General features: G+C 38.0%; 8 protein-coding genes. 1 reads left to right on the top strand and 7 read right to left on the bottom strand.

The genetic code is table 11. The annotated features are described in order from the left end of the window. Positions 1-51 precede the first annotated feature (51 nt). From IE080_RS16345 to IE080_RS16325, 6 genes are all read right to left on the bottom strand, one after another. Positions 52-6,075, bottom strand: coding sequence for a DEAD/DEAH box helicase family protein (locus IE080_RS16345; RefSeq protein WP_189585138.1), 6,024 nt, complete (start codon positions 6,073-6,075; stop codon positions 52-54). Between the two features lie 219 nt (positions 6,076-6,294). Next, the gene (locus IE080_RS16340) at positions 6,295-9,594 is read right to left on the bottom strand and encodes an STY4851/ECs_5259 family protein (protein WP_189585135.1); all 3,300 of its coding nucleotides are present in this window, start codon (positions 9,592-9,594) and stop codon (positions 6,295-6,297) included. Between the two features lie 354 nt (positions 9,595-9,948). Then, on the bottom strand, positions 9,949-10,479 hold the full coding sequence (locus IE080_RS16335; protein WP_189585132.1) for a hypothetical protein: 531 nt from the start codon (positions 10,477-10,479) through the stop codon (positions 9,949-9,951). 1,640 nt (positions 10,480-12,119) lie between these two features. Next, entirely contained in the window at positions 12,120-12,740 is a 621-nt protein-coding gene (gene fic, locus IE080_RS16330; RefSeq protein WP_229800690.1) for a protein adenylyltransferase Fic, read from the bottom strand. 78 nt (positions 12,741-12,818) lie between these two features. Then, positions 12,819-12,986, bottom strand: a complete 168-nt coding sequence (locus tag IE080_RS19550; protein WP_229800688.1) for a BRO-N domain-containing protein — start codon at positions 12,984-12,986, stop codon at positions 12,819-12,821. Between the two features lie 355 nt (positions 12,987-13,341). Beyond that, the gene (locus tag IE080_RS16325; RefSeq protein WP_189585129.1) at positions 13,342-13,701 is read right to left on the bottom strand and encodes a hypothetical protein; all 360 of its coding nucleotides are present in this window, start codon (positions 13,699-13,701) and stop codon (positions 13,342-13,344) included. Between the two features lie 73 nt (positions 13,702-13,774). Here IE080_RS16325 and IE080_RS16320 point away from each other — a divergent pair, with 73 nt between their 5' ends. After that, positions 13,775-15,001, top strand: a complete 1,227-nt coding sequence (locus IE080_RS16320) for a hypothetical protein (protein ID WP_189585126.1) — start codon at positions 13,775-13,777, stop codon at positions 14,999-15,001. 1,228 nt (positions 15,002-16,229) lie between these two features. Here IE080_RS16320 and IE080_RS16315 read toward each other — a convergent pair. Further along, positions 16,230-19,601, bottom strand: coding sequence for a TM0106 family RecB-like putative nuclease (locus tag IE080_RS16315; RefSeq protein ID WP_189585122.1), 3,372 nt, complete (start codon positions 19,599-19,601; stop codon positions 16,230-16,232). Between the last annotated feature and the right edge of the window lie 370 nt (positions 19,602-19,971).

Below are 19,971 nucleotides of genomic sequence, written 5' to 3'. Positions count from 1 at the left end.
TATTGTTAAGGCATCAATTTCACTTTATTTCTGCTGAAAGTAAGACAATATTTACTTTACCACAAGATAGAAGTAAGTCGGATGTATATTTGAATTTATTGCTTGTAAAGAATTCATTTTTTGCCGAGTCCATTTTATCTGGTCATCAATTGTCTTTTGAAAAGGAAAAACAGAATACTTATTGCAATTCCAATATCCCATTCCTTGGTCAAGTTTTATGTTTAGAACCACGCCACTATCAAATTCAAGATTCAACTCTCTTGAATGAGGTAAGTCACGATTACTAGTTCCTAAATTAACTTCAACGTTTGGAAAATCCCTCAAAAGCTCTTTGATAAATTCTACACGAATATCTTTTTCTTCTTTAAACCATCCCTCATAAACACTTCTTTGTCCGTAAAAATAGTCTTTACCAAGAAGAAGTGTGGAGATTTCAATTTCCAAATCATCTTTCTTTTCATAAGGAATTGAATCAATAATTCTTGATAAAAGAATCACCGTAAATGGATTTTGAAGATATCTATCTGAATAATCCACAAGTTTTAATTTACCAAAATAAGTTAAGGGAAATCCTTGCTGATTCAACCTTTCTATCACTAAATCCCAAAATGCCTTGCCAAAATCTCTCAGATTTGTATTAAGCTCTTGGATTAATTGGATATGAATATAATTTCCTCCAACTGTAGGAATTAAATCATTAGGGTTTACTTCAACACCATGAAGATTGAAAGATGAACCAGTGGATTTGATTAGCATTGAGCCTTGAGTATCCCCCCATTTTTCATCCAAAAAAACTGACTTTTCTTCTTTACTCGCGTAGGAAATTGGTGAATTATTTTTCCAGCTAGTAGCTAATATTTCTCCATATTCAATTAAGTGCAAATTTCCAGAATGAAATACCTTTATATTGACATTAGCCGCTAGAAGGTAATATAGATCCATTCTTTGGTCGGGGCTTAGGTTATTAAAAGAAGGTGTTTCCAACCACAGCTCCAATTTTTCAAATTTCCCGAATTGCCCAACAAGTTCTGACAAATGTTTTCTTATACTGGATTCAGCTATTTCCCAGTCCTCAACATCTCCTTTGATGAAAAGCTGTAACTTTTCTCCTTTGCCGTGGAAGCTCAATTTCAATTCTTTGAAGAAATCAAATTGACAAAACTGGGAATTTTGACCAAGAATCTTCTCATCATTGGGTAAGCCTAGAGAATTAATTAAGTCATTTGTTAAATAGCTTAATCCAACTCTTCTATCCAAGTATTCTACATATTGTTTGGTATCAAATTGTAGCAAACAGTTTTGACACGCATTTTCGCAATTTGGACAACCTAGCAATTCCTTACCATATATTAGCATGGATTTAAATATCTCCGGTTGCCCAGCCAAGCTTGCAAAACCAGAACCTCCACTATTGGTATCATATAAGCAAATTGCATAAATGGGTTGATTAGTTAAATTCTGGTTGACCACCTGCTTTACTGTGACTCCAAGTTCCTCTGCATTAATTCCAAGGGTCTTTGCCAGACCATGTCTAAAGGCTACTCCCAAAGTCCAAGAAAGCTTTTTATTATTTTCGTTGGACACCAGAAAATATTCAGCTGTATTCTGGTGCTTTAAATACAATTCGAAAACATCTGTTTTATCAGTGAAGCCCAAAGAGATGTTTGCTCTTATTTGATTAGGAGATGGATTACATTTTGCATTATTCCCTGGCGCAGCATTTTTTCCTCTTAGTTTCCAGTGATCTTCAAATCCAACAGGTATTGAACCATCTCTATTCAAAGAATGGGCGTGCCCACAATTAAAGCAAAGAGCAAATCCATTCCCATGTTCACCTTTATTATGATAGAAGATTTCTCCTTCCTCATCAGAATAATAAAAACCAATTGATGGATTAATCAACTGCTTTATTTCAGTGTGTGTATTTACCCAAGGAATCTGGGCAGGAACAAAATTCTGGCTCGAGATATCATTGGTTGGCAATTCATAAAAAGAAGTTGCAAAACCAGCTGGCTCCAAATATTCAAAGAATTCGATATCGGCCGGATTTGGACAGGATGAGTTAGTACATCTAGTAGCATTTCCGTAAGAAGAAACACCTGATTTGCCACACGATGAACACCTCCATGCAGTATGGATAACTTGATGGTTATTAACCCCATCATTAGGATTTTGGAAATTCAATGTAATTCCTCGAGAGGTGAATACTTTTCCGTCTAATACTATCTGACTTCCAGGAGCGTATTCAGTCAGAGCTATGGCCATATTTCGAGTTGGCTTGCCTGCTATCTGATTAACATTATCTTCTCTTTCTTCAAGAACTGCTTGATTAGCAATAAAATCAGAAAATGTGTAATTATTGAAAGTGGAAATATTGGTCGGAAATCCATACCCAGGTAGAAACCCATTTGAAATCAAAATAGATAGCAAATAAGTGCTTTTATGATTTGCCATATCAGCTTGAATCCTCCTTAAGAATTGTGGATAGGTAGGGTTTGCCTGATTTGGGATCGTTTGAATCTCACTTTCATAATAGGCTAACTGTTCTTTCCACTTATCCTGAATCTTTTCCAATAATTCATTAGCTGGGATAATTATTTCATGAAGTGGAATACCCTCTAAAACACTTTTCCTTTTTATGTAGTCCAGGCCATGTTGTAAACCTTCAGGGCAATTAATTAAAAGACTTTCTAACCATTGAATAAACTGATCATTGATACTAGGGTTAGACTCAAAAAACCAATCGGCTCTCAGTGTAATCGTTACTCCATCTAAATTAGTGAGATTGTTATTCAAAAACCAACCAAATAGATATGCATGAAGATGCCTTCTTACAATTCTATCACTAGATAGTGTAATCTTCGGTTTTTTCATTTGTGCTTCAAATGCCCACAATGGATTTTGAAACACTTGAAGGTCATGAGGATTATTTTTACACAAGGTTATTGATAAGGCTCTAGACTCACTTCTTCGGCCAGCTCGACCAGCTCGCTGCAAATAATTGGAAGGATGCGGAGGCACATTATTATTGCAGACTATGGATAATCCACCAATATCCACTCCCATTTCCATGGTTGTCGAACAGTTTAATACATTAATATATCCCTTTTTAAATTCGTCTTCATATCGCTGCAACTTGCTTTGAGGCCTAATTTGAGCTGAATGTTCAACTGCCCGAATAAAATTGCCTCCCATTAAAATTCTATCTGCTTGCTCTGACCAAAGACCCTCCTCCTTAAGCTGATTAATAATTTGATTATTGGAAATCCATTCTTTCATTTGAGCTCTATAAACTAGATCATCAGGGGCAATTATTGTTGGATATTGCGGCATTCCTCTTTGTTCACCACAATGGAATTGTCCAACTTGAGAATTTATTGGCAAGTAAGGCGTAAATCCCCTAAAGGTCGTATCTAAAAACCTTCTAGTAATAGGACAAAGCCATGCCTTCTTCATTAAGCAGAATGAGATATTATTGATATTTAGTTGAAAACCATTGTCAATTTGTTCTAGGAGCTGAGCATTTACCAAGGCATTCCAAGCTCGTTCCATGATAGAATTTAGGTGATCTATTTTTTGATTTGTAATTTGAGAAAGATCGATATTGAGCCCATGTGCTAAAATTCTAACTAATCTATGTTGCCTGATTCCTCTTGAATCATCATAGGAAGGCCATCGCTTAAATCTTCCTTGAGGATTGTCTTGTGAGTTTGGAGCAATAAGAAATTTAGGCAAATACTTGCCGCCCAACCAGTTAATTAAATCATGAGGGATTGAAACATAAATTCCATCGCGGATAAAAAAGTCTAAAGCAACTTTTAAAAAATCTTTCCAATCATTAATTGTCAATCCATAGTTTTGAAATTCGGTTGGACAATTTATAACATTATTTAGTTTGGGATAATTAGTTGCTACTAGACCAAGTGTTTCTAATGAATTGGCCCTTTTCGGCCTTCTTGAAAATTCTCTAATAAGCAGAATATTTGTAACATTATTAACATTATTACCTATTTGATGGTTTAATTGTAAATAACTCCTTTTTATATGCTCTGAAATGTCTTGAGCCAACACTAAAAATTGTAATTCTTCCAAGTAAGTTTTCGTCTTAAGCTGAAGATGATCAACTTGGTTTTGAAGATTATCAATAATATCTTGAACCCCTGGCGGAAGAGGATCTACAGCCTGAAGGGTTTGTATTTGTTGATTTAAGACTAATATTTGTGGTGTGTTATCTTCCAATAATAATGCTTTTAGTATCAAACCTCTTGTCCTAATTCTTTCAGACTCCTGTTGAATTTTTATAGCAATTTTTGCTGTACCTTGACGGCTATCAGTAAATGTCAATAGTCTTCTACCTCTGTAAGGCTGATTGAGTGGGTTATTCCCATCTTTAACATGGTCAAGCAAAGAAGGAATCAAATTGGATATATAGAAAGGCATGCCAAGATACGCTCCTCGCATAGCTTCCTGTTGACCAGCACCGCTAAATACACAATTAGAGCAAGTTTCACCCTGATCACTAAAATGTATTCTAATGGGGTAATTAGTTGGATCAGCTCCTAACTTTCCATCACAATTTATTCTATCATCAATTGACCCATCAATAGACCTAGGGTAAATTAAAATTTGGTCAGTTTGAACTGGGGTGATTCCATCAAAATCCTCATCTCCGGGAATCTCTTGATTTAATTCAAATTCATCCAAATTATTTTTCCTAACCTGTGAGATCCTACGGGTACCATTTTCATGAATTATTTCTGCCTGCAAATGCGGTTCATTACATTCTGAACAAAAAACCAATTCAAATACAGGTGCCCCACATTCGCATGTCAACCGTTGTTGGGTGTAAACTTTCCCAAATGGCCAATTATGAGCCAAAGGAGTATTAATCTTACAATTACAACTACTATCCACACATGCCCAAAGTCCATTCAATACTTTATGAAAAAAGTGACCTCTTAGAGGAAGAAAATGGATTTCATCTTTTTTAAGCTGATCACTTGAGGCTAAATCAATCCATCGCAAAACATCTTTCTGTTTCTCTATATCTCCAGATTGGCCTGGGAAGAGCAATTCTGCGATTTGTGTAAGTTTTCTTGCTTTAGCCTGCTGACCATCAGGACTTATAAAATAAGATCTCAGCTTCTTTAACATGTCATTGTTATAAAATGAGTTAATATTTTGATTGATATCAAGCTCATTCAACTGATCATAAGTCAAATTATTGCTCTCCCCAGCATTCAAAGCAGGAATGGTTCGACTTCCACCAACTACTTCTATAGAGTCTTCATTTATCCCTGCGATATCTGCCAGATATCTTTTTAAAGCAATTTCTGCCTCTTGATCGCTTCCAATAGTAGCAGATGTTGCAATAAATCTTACATTTTCCGCTTCTACCCCAAAGCCATTTAATACACGCCTGATCAAAAGCGCCAATTCAGCAGCTTGAGAACCAATGTAAGTATGTGCTTCATCCAGAACAATATATTTTAATTTTCCCTGAGAGGCATTAAGAATAGGCCTGTCCTTGCTTCGAATAAGCATATACTCCAGCATCGTTGGATTAGTAATCAAAATTGGCGGAGGAGAAGACCACAAAGTGTTTCTATCATATACCTCATTTTTAGGACTATTTCTCACAAAATCGGCCTTAACAGACTCAGGTGTATTGCCATTATATAAACAAAATCTAACCTTATCCTCAAAGTTCATGGTCCAGGATAGAATTCGCTCCCGTTGACTATTTATCAGAGCATTCAATGGATAAATAAATAGCGCCTGAACACCTTCCAGTTTTTGGTTATTTTCTTTATGTTGCCTAACCAAATCATCAATAATCGGCACCATAAAACATTCAGTTTTACCAGAACCGGTACCACTTGTAACAATCAAAGATTTAGGGTTGGGTTCCTTCAAAATCTCCCATGACCTTAATTGGTGTGTCCTTGGTCTCCAGTTTTTCCTTAATGCTTGTCCTGAAAGGTCTTTTGCTGGCCCGATGTGGTAAGTCACATGAGAATGTTGAGCATCTAAAGCATCTACGAACGTAGGATGAAGGAAATTTCTATTTCCCAAATCCTGAAAAGTTTCTTTTACTTCAGCCCAAGGAAATGCCGCCTCAAATACTGGGTCTGCAAGGATTCTGTTTCCTTGGCCTAATTCATCTGTAAGCTGATCCTTGATATGCTTTCTTAATTGAGGATTTCGAATTCCTAATACACCCAAAGTAGCATCGACAGATCTTTGGGAAATTTCAGAAAAGAGGGAGTGATAATAGCCTTTCATATCTTATGGTTAGGTGGTTTTTTCTTTATTGTGAGTGAAACAGAAGCCTTGAACTTTTGAATAAACATCATCAAAGTAGTCTCGGTCAAAATCTATATTTAGTTTTATACCTAATAAAATTTCAGGACTTAATTCATAAACTTTAATAAATCTACTGTTCATGGATTGATAAGCCAATATTACAGGTAAATACAACACAGGTTTTTGCCAGTTAGCCAGGCCAGAAGGAAAAACATCCTTTAAATCTTTAGGTAGTTGTTTAAATTTATCCAAAATGAATTCTCTAGCATAGGAGGCCCAATAGACTCCATCTGGATGTCTAGCCCTTATACCTTGTCGGCCTTCACCTCCATTGACATCTATGTTTAACAGGTATGATAGAAGAGTTAAGTTAATTGATTGAGAATCTTCATTTAAAAGCTCAACTAAACTATGTAAACCCAGTTGATTTTGTATTAAACTAAGTTTCGAAGATTTGAAAATTTCATAAATCTGCGAGTAATTATTAGAATTCAGTATAGAGGTTTTCCAAGATTCAAATGCTTCTTTCCAGCGGTAAACTGAAACCAAATGCCAAATAAAGCCCAATTCATTTGACACCTTTTGAATTAATGAAGCATCAACGTATTGGCTAAAAAGAAAAGTTAACATCCCTTTTGGAGATTTCACCAATCCCTTCCAAACATCCAGCGCACTAATTGGAAGACCCTCAGTTGCCTGATATAATTCATAAAGTTCTTTCCATACTGGATGGTCAAAACTCAAATAATGATTATCAAAAAACTCCTTAAACCTATCTATGCGTTGATTATAATCTAAATAACTGGCTTCATAAAGATATTCTATAGGTCTTTCATCCATCAACACTTCTTTCTGATCCTTTAAAATTACTTTGGGAACAACAGAGATATCTGATTCTTTATTAGAATAGATAAACCAAATCCCATCTTCTGGAAGACTTTCGGAAACATTACATTGGCCTTGTAATAGCTCAAGAGTGACTATATTTTGGGGATTAAAGATTTGGTCCAACCTAAATGCCCATAGAGTTAATTCCTGAGGTAAATCATAATCATTGATAAACAATTGCCCTGTTATTCCATCATATCCTAGATCAAAATCATACTTTGAAATTTCAAGGAAATGATGGGGTTTCTCTGAAGATATACGGACTTTTGCTCTTGTATTTGACGTCAAAGCAAAAAGCTGATTTATTTGCTGAGTCCATTGATAAAGAGGTAGTCTTTTGCTAGAAAAAGCATCAACCCAAACTTCTTTCCTGATTTCTAATGCACTAGCATCTTGATCATGAATATCATATAATTTTAGCTTATAGATCTTTTTTGTAGCTACTCCATTGAAATTATTATTGGTTATACTTAAACCGTGAATTCTAGAAAGTGAAAAGGAAGACCTTTCAACCACTTTCCCCTCAGCATTGACAAAAATTTCTGTAAAGCTTGGATTAGGAACTTTAATATCAATTATTTCACCTTTTTCGAAGCTAATACCAAAATTAATGAATGTCTTCGATGCATCATCAAAAGCAGGATCGATAGTAATTTTTACAGAGTTTCCAGAGGAGTTTAAATCTGTCAAAATACCATTTTTAGTAACAAAAACCTGGAAATTACACTGCGTCAGTAATTCGATACTTTTAGCATTATCATTAAGAATAATTCTAAAATCAGAAGGAAGGATATTCAACGTCTTTACTCCAATTACATTTCCATTTTTATCTTTGAATCGAAACTTTCTACTTCCTATTACATCATTATTAACACTCGACCATTGATTATTTATTGAGAAAACCTCTATAATACCCGTGAAGAATTCCTTAATTCCAAGCTTTCTATTTAAAAGATAGATTTTTGGAATGCCTAAAAAGATGTGTTTATTTCCTACTAAATAATCAAATGAACCTGATTCAGGAAGGAACTTTTGAGCAAAATCGAGAACCTTAATGTGTTCATTTTCTTGTGCTAGCTTAATCCAAAGTGAGGATTGACTTTCCTTCTCAATAAGTTCAAGATCAACTACAGTTTGAAAAACAGATAACAGTTTGCTTGTTTTTCCTAAGTTTTGAATCGAACTTTTACTTTTGTAAATAGATTCATCAAAAACAATGCGGCAGACGGTTTCTTTAATTTTCAAAGGAGCTGAACCTTTATAAACCCAGTTTTCAAGAATATCTTTGACAAAGATTAATGGCTCATTAAAGCTTATCTTAGAATACTTTGCCAATTCTGTTTCAACTCTTACCTCCATATTTTCAGAGGTGAAAGTCAACTCCCATTCTCTTTCAAAGATATCCTGAGGCAACAAAATTTTATCTGCTCCACGAGCAGAAATTCTACCATTATTCTGTTTATTAAAACCAGTAAGTGGTTTAGGTTTTCCATCTATCTCTAAAGTCAAACAAAAATATCCTGGCAACTTGTTAAATTCTTCTTCGCTCAACCCAAAGGCCTCATGACTATAAATACCTTTCGGGAGGCTCAGAAAAGTATTTAAAGTAAAACCTGAAATATCATCTTTTAGTAACGTATCAAAAACAAAAGCCAAACTTTCTGTTTTCTTCAACTTGGAAATATCAGATATAATATTGTTGAAGAATTCATTCATCCTCTCACCTTCAACTTTTAAAGGCATTTCAGCTCTCCAATTAGTTAATTGAGATTGGAGATATTCAGTTGGATTTGATTGATTAGACAAATCAAATCTCTGCTTGAATTCTAAAAACTTAAAACAAAGCTTTGAGACCAATTGATAAAAATACTCCTGTCTCAACACCTGTGGAATTGAGTATTTTTCAATCCTTTCCTCTATGAATGGAATAAGTTCTTCTTCAGTGAGTTTGTAACTCTCTACTAACTGAAACGCATACTTTATCAATGACGATAAATTATTACCATCATGAAGAGATGAATTGGGTAATCCGGATTCAAATCTTAATGTTTCTAGAAACTCCATATTTTGTCCTTGGAAAACATTCCTTTTCCAGTAATTCAAGCCTTGCTCAACAATCAAAGCTCTTCTCTGAGGAGTGTTGAAATTTCCTTTTCCTACGGAATTAAAAATATAATCCCATCTAAGATGCCCTTCTGAGATTTCAGATCTCAAAAAGTCAACAGAATACAAAACAAAACTGGCATAGCACTCTACTGTTTCCTCCCAATTATGTTCAAGCAATACTTTTAACGCATTATACCTGGCATTTGAAATTTTATATTCATACAATGGTCTGCCATCGGGTAGTTGTAACTCTCTTTTTAGAAGGAAGCCCTTAAGAAATTCTTTAAAATTCATAGTTCATTATTTTTTTGTAAAACAAAGCAATTAACGCGCGGCCAATCTGCGCATAAAGTATGTTTAATGAAATATTTTACGTATTCCTTAAATCGGATACGGTGAAGAGAAAATACTTTCATTTATAATGGGTGAAAAAGAGTTTATTTCCTTCATTAAGCTAAGGACTTTTTTTAGTATCGGCAAACACTTTTATTCCTACACCTGAGTCCATGGTTTATCATTTCCACAAAATTTTGGATAAGTGCAGCATTTTCGAACAAAAGTATATAGGTTGGTTGATTATTCGTCAGTAAGAAAAGAATTGACAAGCCGTGTTTTTTTCTTTTCTAACATAAGCTGATTGCTGTAAACCTATGCCATGCCTACTTTTTTGGAAGCCTTTTTCTTCGAGTCTCTCTGAAACTTCTGGAACTCCAAGTACTCCTCATAGGTGAAATCTACCAATTCAATACCTGCCAAGGCATAGGCCTCTTCCTCCGAGACAAAAATTTGGGCTTTTTGAAACTTGCGTAATCGATCATTTTCCTCCTTCAAGACCAAGTTGTACCGACCAAAATACTTTTCATAGAGTTCAACCAAGGCCAATGGGTTTTCTTGCAAGAGCAGCAAATATTTTGTGTACAAAAGTCTTCCTGCCACTTTTCTTGGAATCGCGTGTTCCGCCACCAATTTCAACTTTTCGGGCTTCGTTTGTAATTGAATCCAAGCCTCTTTACTTATTTTATTATTGAACAAACCTGGATGATTGGGCAAATAGAATATCCCCGCTCCCACCAAAGTTTCCATTAATCCTTTTTCAGATTCCTCTGATTCATGATAAATCTTTGCTGTTTGAATAATCATTTCTGCCATTATCCTCGCTTTTTTCTCTAATCTTTCCATAGGATAGTTAAATTATCTGTTGAATTAACCTTTACAAAGGTAGAGTGGATAAAAATGGAATTTTCAGAATTGCAAGCTTACAAAGCTCTCGCAGATTTGACGGTAATAACAGATAGAGAACGGATTTTTGGGTGATATTGGATATTAGGATATTGGATATTAGGATATTGGATTTTTATCGAGGGTGGAAAAATGGTGGTAATAACAGCATGTTGTAGTTTTTGATCATGGGAGAAATTTAATTAAATGATTAGTTTTAAAACAAGGTTTTTCCTAGATTATGTGGGTTTGAAACTATACAGAGAGAACTAACTCGAAGGTCTCCACAAATCAATATTTATCTATGAATTAGAATTAATCCAGAAGCTATACGACCAATTTTTTCCTAAAATTTTCAGCGTCTTCCGTGTATTCTGCGAGAACTCCCCCTATCTGTGACATCCGTGAAATCTGTAGACAGCCTCAAGGGAGCGATTCGTCGATTTTTTCCATATTCATTTTGAGCGTCTTCCATGGATTCCGTGAGAGCTCTCCCCTTCGTGTAATTAGTGCTATTCGTGGACAGCCTTGTTTTCTGTGGATTCCGAGCCTTCCGATAGCCCCAATTTGCGGCAGCAAATCCATTTGTGTCAATTTGAGAAATCTGTGGACAGCCCCAAGGTAGCTATGCAACTATTTTTTTTCGATATCTTTTTTCAGCTTCATCAGTAGATTCCTCAAGAACTCCTACTTTCGTGAAAATTCGTGTGATTAGTGGACAACTTCCTCAAATAGTACTGCCCCTACAGGGCAGATGAGAGGTACCTGGGTCTACCAATCCATGGGTTTGATAACCCATGGTTACTATTCTGCTGACCCTCACGGGTCAGGTATAAGGTATTATTTCAGGGTTTTCTGTACATTCAGTACCTTCTGCGAGCCCCAATTTGCAGCAGCAAATCCATCTGTATCAATCTGTATCTAATAATCATCTGGCTGGACAAGACCTCAGCGCTACGCGCCTCTAATTCCCCGCATACCATCAATTTCTACAAAGAACACAGGGCTACGCCCCTTTATGTCCGGGTTTGACCAAGTAGGTTTTGAATTTCAGATGATCGATTTTTGTTTCATTTATATTACAGCGATAAATCCCTATCTGTGCCAATCTGTGAAATCTGTAGACAGCCTCAAGGGAGCTACGCGACCTAATTTCCCAACGACTTCCAGCGTCTTCCGTGGATTCCGTGAGAGCTCTCCCTTCGTGTAATTAGTGCCATTCGTGGACAGCCTTGTTTTCTGTGGATTCCGAGCCTTCCGAGAGCCCCAATTTGCGGCAGCAAATCCATCTGTGTCAATCTGTGAAGATCAAATTATCAATCTGTGTCTAATAATCATCTGGCTGGACAAGACTTCAGCGCTACGCGCCTCTAATTCCCCGCATACCATCAATTTCTACAAAGAACACAGGGCTACGCCCCTATATGTCCGAGTTTGACAAAGTAGATTTTGAATTTCAGATGATCGATTTTTGTTTCATTTTACAGCGATAAATCCCTATCTGTGCAAATCTGTAAAATCTGTGGATAGCCTCAAGGGAGCTATGCGACCGCAGTTTCCACATGACTTTCAGTGCCTTCTGTGGATTCCGCAAGAGCTTTTTATTCCTCGTAGTAATAAGAATAATCAATCCCCTTCATAAACATTTCCCTATCATTAATCTTGGTGGTAAGTGCTGCTTCTATCACATACAGCAATACACTGCTATCAATTGTACTAATGATCATGGCATTCATGTAGTTTTCTTTTTTGATTTTACTCCAGTCCACACATTTCTTAAGCTGCTTTTTCAGCATCATATCCAACCAAATCCGCGTACTTCTTCCATTGCCCTCCAGAAAGGGATGGGCCTTATTCATTTCAGCATACTTTGAGATGATCTCTTGCAGGGTGCTTTGTGGCATAGCATCTATTTGCTTCAAGACACTCTTTAAGTGTTGAGCATAAATAAAGCTATAACCACCTTTTGAAATACTTTTCTCTCTGATTTGTCCGGCAAAATCATACAGTCCCCCAAACAGATAGGCGTGAATTTGTTGAAGCCCTTTGGTAGTACCCACTTCAAAATCGTTAATCAAATTGCTCTCAAATAGCGTATAGGCTTTCTTTTTACTTTGCCCGTCAATGCTAGTATCGCTATATAGAAACCAATCCAAAAATTTAGTTGCCCTGTTGTTTGGAAAGTTTTTGGATAGTTCAATAATTCCTTCGCTGTCCAACATATCGGTTTTATACTTTTTACCGTCTGCCGCAATTAATTTCAGTTGGGTAGTGACACTAACCAACTGAGTATTTTCTTTCTATAATTTGGCTTTTAAATATTTCCAATAGTTGCGGACCTTTGTATAATCAGATTCTTCATTCAGTACTCCTACCACATCTAAGACACTAAACCACCATTTAGAGTGCTCATCATCCCAAACAGCCCGTACTTCATGGTCATTAAAAAAACGGATGGATAGCTTCATGGTATTTCAAAATAATTTTTTTCAAAGATTTTTAAATCTTCTGACAAAACCCTCGGAAGTGTTCATTTTCTTTCCAAGACGATTGGATATTTTGACATCAATTGTTCTTTGGTGCCTTTATTTTAGTTTGCTTTCAAACAAAGATAAGTAATCTGTGAAAATGTGTTTATCCTTAGCCAAAAACCTTTAAGGTCTGGAATATATCAAAGGTTACATCCCTCTTCTTTCCAAGTTTTCAGTGAATTCTTCGAGAACTCCCCCCTTCGTGTAATTAGTGCCATTCGTGGACAGCCTTCTTTTCTGTGGATTCCGAGCCTTCCGCGAGCCCCAATTTGCAGAAGTAAATCCATCTCTGTCAATCTGAGAAATCTATGGACAACCCCAAGGGAGCCTTGCGACCAATTTTTCCATATTCATTTTCAGCGTCTTCCGTGGATTCCACGAGCACTCCCCCCTTCGTGTAATTCGTGCCATTCGTGGACAGCCTTCTTTTCTGTGGATTCCGCGCCTTCCGCAAGCCCCAATTTGCAGAAGCAAATCCATCTGTGTCAATCTGAGAAATCTGTGGACAACCCCAAGGGAGCCTTGCAACCAATTTTTCCATATTCATTTTCAGCGTCTTCCGTGGATTCCACGAGCACTCCCCCCTTCGTGTAATTAGTGCCATTCGTGGACAACCTCTTTTTCTGTGGATTCCGCGGTTTCTGCGAGCCATAATTGCAAGCTTATATTCTCCCAAACCACATGTATTCATTCAGTAAATTTGTAGCTGGAAAAATCAAACTGACATGCGATACCTTTATACCATTTATCATCCCCAAAACCGTTATTCCTTTCAACTCCCTTTAGAGGAAACAGAGAACAGTATCCATACAAGCTATTTCATTGCAGATGAAGAAGCATATGAACGGGTAAAGGCAGGAGAAACACCCTTATCCCAGCTATCTTGGTTTGTGGAAAAAGACTTTGATGACCAGGAAGAGGAGGAAATGTATCGCTACATGACAGATGATGAATATTTCATGAATCAGGTTACTTCCAAGGTCACCGGAATAATTCAAGAAATATATTCCAATTGGTTTAAATTGATAAAATCGAGTAAAAAAAGGATTGAGGTCTGTCTATTTGCAACATCTTCTCTATACCAAGGTAATCAATTAGATACCGAAAGCTGCCGAAAAGATTATCTGCAGATTTTCATCCCTCCTTTATTAATCGAGAAAAAACTTAATGCTGCCCATCACCGCATTCATATTCCAACCAAATTAAGCTTTTGGCCGACCTTTGATTTACTTTATAAACTAGATTTTTTAATGGCGGATTGGAGGTATTTATTAAGTAATGAATTCCCTCACAAAAGTTCGGACTTATGGTTGAAAGCCTTGTGGAGCTTGAGAAATCAGAGTTTGACTTACCTTCCTTTGTTACGATCAGCAGAAGGATTGGAGCTCGATCCCCGAAAAATCCGTGCCTACCTTACCACAAGTATGCAACGTATCCTTGCAGCAGGAGAAAATGGGGATTTGAATTGGCGCTTTGTCAGAAGCATGCATTCCAAATTGGTTCGAAGAGCATCCACATTCGGTTCGGCCCTGATGCTGCATGCACTTCAGGTCTATGAGCAATTCCATCCTAACAAGGAATTGAAAGAAGCCTTACGAGCAGTTTGCGGTATCAACATTTTCTTTGACCAAAAAGATATTGAGACAGTGTATCGCTTTGGCCGAAAAATGGATTTTGACAAATTTCTCTTCTATCTGACTGTACCTACCGATTCAGAACCCGCGATGATTGATGGTGAAATCTTTCGTAAGGTGAATCGAATGTTGTTGGCATTGGAAAAAAGCACCTCTCTCTATGCAGCAATGTTGGAAGATACAAGCGAACACCTATTTCATCTCAGTCTCGAAGGAAAAAAGCGCAAAGACAGCTACCTTAGCCTCGATGGTGTCCGCCTACATCTGCATGATTCTGCCTTTGCAAAACTTCAGTTGATTTGTGAGGAATGGACGTAAAGAAAGGAGGAGGGATGAGGGAGGAAGGATGAAAAAAAAGAACATTTCCCTAAACTAGGGATCCTTTTTTAACAATTCTTATATTTAACGCTCTTAAATTATTTGGCCGTTAGGGCATATTTCAAGTTAGCTTATTTCATCTTGTTTCTTGTTTCTTGAGAGTGACTAGTGAATAGTTGATTGAGTGATTAGGCATGAATGTGTCAGACAATGGCTGAGAGGAGCCGAAGCCAAAGCTATTGGAATAGTTATTAAAATGGAAAATGTAGATTGAGCGTTCGTATAATAAACGATTGATGGTGGAGTTTAAATATAGCGAAGGTTGCATTATCCATACACGTTCATGTGATTTAAATTTCGAATGGTGAATGAAGATAGATCAAACTAACTCCGAAAATAGTTTAATACCAAAGGTTGTTAGCCCAGAGTGATGACTCGGGGATGAAGAGGTAAGGGTCTCCATTGGAAGCCTATTTCCGGAGGAGTTGAATTTATCCCTGCTGAAAACGTGTATCCAAGTTCAACTCCTATCGGAGTTGGGGGTATCCTCAGGCTTGGTTACATTTTACCCCGAGTTGCGACTCGGGGTTAATACCCTAAAGGGATTGAACTCCTCCGGAGTGGATTGTTTAGTTAGTCCACTGTAATTGGGATTGACCTTTTTACATTGAACACCTATGGAGTTGCTTGTTCGGTATTCATCATTTGGTGTTCAACATTCGGAATTTTATCCATCCACTTCTTTATTTAGATCTCAGGGCTAACGCCCCTCTGGAAATATCTTAGACCGACTTTTCTACGAAGATAACAGGGCTAAAGCCCCTATCAACCGCATTAAAAGCAATGGTGAACATATTGGTTTTGTCCTTCTGCTATACCAATTTTTAAGACACAGATGAAAATAGATCAACGCTGATTTACACAGTTTTTTTGCTGACGCAAAATTGTATCAAAACCACTATTTCCACCTAATTATTCAATTCATAAACTATTGCAATCTAAATTCCTCTAGATAATTCAAGACTATCCATCCAACAATAGCTAAATATCAAATAATATCCACCAATCTCGCGTCAGCCAATATCCAAAAAATTATTTCCACCCTATTTCAATTTATTTCCACTTTATTTCGCGTAGCATAGTTCCACTCTCCAACCTCAAAAATCTTTCTGCACATTAATATCCACCAATATCGCGTCTACAAATATCCCCCATTATTTAGCGAAGCCTATTTCAACCTTATTTCATTTTTTTCAACTTCCAAAAACCTACAAAACGGATTGGCTAACTTAATCTGTGATGGGCTTTTACATTCTGGTTCGAAGATGGCTGGGGAACCAACGAGGATAAACATGGCCTTGGCTCGGGAAACGGCTACATTGAAGCGGTTGGGGCTGTAGAGAAAATCCATGCCTCTTGGCGCATCTTCTGGAGTGGAAGTAGCTACGGAATAAATCATCACTGGGGCTTCTTGTCCCTGGAATTTGTCTACCGTCCCAATTTCTATACTAGGCAGGGCTTCCTTGAGGAGATTAACTTGAGCATTGTAAGGCGCTATGATCTTGATGTCTTCCGATCGGAGTGTTTTGCTCTTACCTTCATGATCGGTATACCTCACCCCGCCTGATAGCAATTCCTGTACAATCTCCCTAATCTTCTCAACTTCCTCCTGAGAGGCATTGGTATTTCCCTCGTGGACTACAGGGACAAAACGCAATCCTGCACCAAGGAAACAGGTGTTTCCAGATAGTTCCTGTCGCTCTAAGCCGGGTACCGCATGTAACTTGTTTTCATAAAACTGTTCAGAGTCAAAGGCACAAATCGCAGGATGCATGCGATAGGTTTTATCCAAGAAAATGCCTTGCTCTGGAAGTATAGTCTGCTGCCCCTGAAGGATATGTGCCAAGGCAGATACCTCTGTTCCATCCGGATGCACACCCTGTTGAGGCTGTTGCAATTGCTGCGGATCACCCAAGAGCACCAAATTCCTAGCAGATAAACCACAGGCCAAGGTATCAATCAAGGATAGTTGTCCTGCTTCATCGATAAATAAATAGTCCAATTGTTGGTCTGCTATTGCATTCGCAAATAGAAAGGGGGTTCCGGCAATTAAATCTGATTTTTGTAAAATAACTTCCAACTGACTCGGTTGGGTGAATATATCCCATTCCCTTCTATCTCCAGCACTCGCTTTTTGAGAAACAATAAAGGAAAGACCTTCCTTATTTCGTAATTCCCACACTTTACCCACCAAGGAAGTGATCACCTTATGGGACATGGCAGTGATACCAACTTTTTTACCTTGCTTGATTAAATCCAGAATCATCCGGCTTCCTGTGTAACTTTTCCCTGATCCCGGAGGGCCTTGAATGGGTAGGTAGCTGTCTTGCAATTTGGAAACCCAATTTTTCGCCAATTCCAAGCTGTCTTCCTGTCGTGGGATTTCTTCTGTGGTTTGCGGATATTCTCTCAGTAATAAAGACCGAACTGCCCGATAGGTGGCATCAGTATTCTCCAAACCATGTTGATTGACCCATTCTGCTAGACGAATGATAGCATCTTCTTTGACTTTCTGATTGATATCATCATGAAAAATTATTCTAGAGTAGTGTTCCTCGTGATTAGCACTCGGTCCTTTTTTCAATTGAAGAATTCCTTTTTCAGTGTCCAAGTAGTGAATAGTTCCCGGATTAGTTTCACCCAACCTTAAAACCTGGCTTGTTGAACTGTATTCAAGTTCTTGCCTTGGAAACCTGTATTCATAAACAGTGGATTTTTTATCGGGAAAGCTATTCCCTGTAAAGGTAAGCAGGGCTATTGCTCCTTTTTCCTCCAGCAACTCCTCATCCGTCAAGTCCTTAAGCCGTAATACCTCCCACCATTTGGTTTTCTTCTCCCTTCGATACCAATCCAACATATGCGCCAGCAAGAATCTACTTTGCTGCTCGGGTGTTCGTTCACTGGGAACACCTGGCACATCCTTCATCAATTGCTCGAAGATTGGTTTGATTAGCTCCAAAAATTCACTGGTTTTTTCACCCGCCTCCATTGGTTGTGGTTCTGGTCTAGGAATTTCAAAACCCTGCCCAATAGCCTCCAATCGAAGTTCTTCCAGCCACACATGTAACTTTTCTGTAGCCTTGCAGTCGTCCTCATTATACTGTCTAATAGCTTCAATCATTTCGGGACTTGCTTCATCTACCTTTCCCGTTTCCAATAAAAATTCATACATGGACTTGTGTTTGGATACTTCCCTCAAGTCGATTTGCCTTTCGTAGCCAAAGAATTTTTCTAAATCCTTGATGGAATATTTTTCTACGCTGGCCCGCACAGCTTGTCTCACTACCCCATATAAATCCACGAATGTTTGGGAGCGAAGGAGTTCGTCCAACTCCTCCTGTCTACTGGCATACTTTCCCGCTAAGCGCTTTAAAGCGGTTGTCTCATAAGGTGCATAATGGTAGATGTGCATGCCGGGATTCGCACGTTTGATTGCCATCACCCCATCCATCCATTCTTCAAACAGCTGCTTCTCTTCAGCTTCTTTTTTAGCCCATTTGGCATAATAGTCCCCTTGATAACACCATCCAATCATGTATTCCAATCCGCTTGGCTCTACCAAGGGATCCCCCTCAAAGTCTAAATAAATATCATGTTTGTCCGGCTCGGGTAATTTGCAGAATCCCTTTTCTGGCTGCACTTCCAGCAATTCATGGATCGGTCTATTGCCATCTTCCCTACTTCTCCATTGGATATTCGCCTGACCCTGGAGTTTTTCATAGGTTTGTTTGGCTCCTCTGGCAGGCCTAAATTCCGGTGCTATCTCAAATTGAGCAAAGGTCCCTAAGGTATCCACCCCATGAGTTTTCACTTCCTTGATCTGCGTCTTGCCCATACCAGCCACAAAAGAAAGGTGATCGTCCCTTCTACGTTGTTGATTGCAGACCTCCCACCAAGTACAGATGTCACAGTGCGGAACGGCATCTGGATAGGTCGCAGGTTCGGCTTCTTGGATAGCATGCAAAAACCGCTTTTTCACCAATCGCACATAAGCAATATAATCATCCACCCGGTAAGAAACTTCTCCCTCAGGCGTTTTGACCCACATATATTCCGGCATCAAACCCTGCAAGTCCCCTACTGCTTGGGAATACAAGCTGATTTGTATGATGGTTGCCGCTTTGGTTTCTGTGGCCAACTTGGTATCCATCACCTCATAAGAATAATCTCCTAAAGCAGAAGGCTTATTTGCCTTAATCAAAAAATCTGCCCAGCCTTGCCACTCCCCCTCCTTACCTAATCTAGCTTGATAGATGATTTCAATGCCCTCTTTCATCGCATTGATTGTTTGTTGAGCTGCATTAGCATCTTTTGACTGAATGATCACAATACGCTTCCCTTCTTGCTCGAACTTTTGAAGCATTTCTTCCTCAAATTTCACTCCCCGCTCCCGCAAGGCCAACATTACCTTATTGGTGTAGGTTGGTTTTTCTCGCTTATGGTCCAAGGCCTCTTTATCAAGCGTAGTCAGATGCTTGCAATGAATAAAATTGGAAAGATCGGATGGTGAGTAAATGAGTTGTCCTGCTGTTTTTTTCATGCTAGAATAGTCGTATACATGTAAAGCTAACTTTTCAATCCCAAGCAAAAAATACCCAGATTCAGGTATTTTTCTATGGTCTGGCACAAGATTACGGAGAATTGAAGAATGATGAGAGAAATTGCAAGCTTGTAAATGAGGTTCTCATAGATAAATCAGATTGAGCGGATTTGGCGTAGGTATTGATTGATATTGGATATTGATGGATATTGGCTGACGAGATATTGGTGGATATTAATGGATATTTAGATATTTGGATATAGAGGTTTTGGGAATTAAATTATGTTGATTCCTTTTGTAAGGTTGGTAAACCCCATAAGAGGGGTTAGCCCAGTAATCTTCGTAGAACATGCCTGTTTGAAATCATTCA

This window comes from Mongoliitalea lutea, from assembly GCF_014652135.1.
GTDB lineage: Bacteria > Bacteroidota > Bacteroidia > Cytophagales > Cyclobacteriaceae > Mongoliitalea > Mongoliitalea lutea.
The sequence above is the reverse complement of the archived record's forward strand: the minus strand, read 5'-3'. Positions and strand labels throughout refer to the sequence as shown.